A 1,181-nucleotide genomic window follows, 5' to 3' on the forward strand; every position below is an offset into this window, starting at 1 on the left:
GGGGGGTGGTGTCACCGGGTCTGGTGGCATCGGTGGACCGCTAATAGGGACACGGCCACCCTCTGGGTAGGTCTCTTCGTAACGTGGCTGCCGGCTGTCGATGCTGACTGGTGACCGGCACATTCGGTAGGAGAGACGGTACGCACGTGGACAACGGTTACGAGGTGTTCCTCGGCCTGGACGTCGGCAAGGGTGCCCACCACGCTGTCGGTCTAGACCTGGCTGGGAAGCGGCTGTATGACAAGCCGCTGCCCAACAGCGAACCCAAGCTGCGCGAGGTGTTCGAGAGGCTGGCCAAACACGGGCCGGTCCTGGTCGTGGTCGATCAGCCGAACACCATCGGCGCGCTGCCGGTCGCGGTCGCCCGTGCGTGTGGACACGAGGTGGCTTATCTGCCCGGTCTGGCGATGCGCCGGATCGCCGATCTGTACCCGGGCAACGCCAAAACCGATGCCCGCGACGCGTTCGTCATCGCCGACGCCGCCCGCACCCTGCCGCACACGTTGCGGCGGGTCGACGTCGGAGACGACACACTGGCCGAGCTGGACGTGCTGGTCGGATATGACGACGACCTCGCCTCGGAAGCAACCAGGCTCAGCAACAGGATTCGTGGGCTGCTCACCGGTATTCACCCAGCTCTGGAGCGTGTCCTTGGCCCGAAAGTCGCGCACCTAGCGGTGCTGGAGATCTTGTCGCGCTGCGGCGGACCGATCGGGATTCGCAAGGCCGGCCGTCGCAAGCTGACCGCGATCGCCGTTAAGCACGCACCCCGAATGGGCGCCACACTGGTCGAGTCGATCATGACGGCGCTGGACGAGCAGACCGTCACCGTCCCCGGCACCACCGCGGCTGACACCGTGCTGCCGAGACTGGCCGACAGCCTGAAATCGGTGCTGGCGCAGCGCAACGCCCTCGCCGGCCAGGTCGAGGAGATACTCGATGCACACCCTCTTGCCCAGGTCCTGACCTCCATGCCCGGCATCGGGGTCAGGACCGGCGCCCGCATCCTGCTCGAAATCGGCGACGCCAGCGCCTTCGCCACCTCCGCGCACCTGGCCGCCTACGCCGGCATCGCACCAGTCAGCCGCATCTCCGGCACCAGCATTAAAGGCGAACACCCCGCACGCACCGGCAACCGCAAACTTAAACGCGCGTTCTTCCTCGCCGCGTTCGCCGCCCTG

General features: G+C 66.9%; 1 protein-coding gene. It reads left to right on the forward strand.

Features of this window, described 5'->3' with window-relative positions:
* Positions 1-146: 146 nt before the first annotated feature.
* Positions 147-1,181: IS110 family RNA-guided transposase (locus tag G406_RS0123555; protein ID WP_037078261.1), on the forward strand; the 1,035-nt coding region annotated here is incomplete at its 3' end.

Source organism: Actinospineispora spinosispora DSM 44797, from assembly GCF_000429025.1.
In the GTDB taxonomy this organism is placed as follows: Bacteria; Actinomycetota; Actinomycetes; order Mycobacteriales; family Pseudonocardiaceae; genus Pseudonocardia; species Pseudonocardia spinosispora.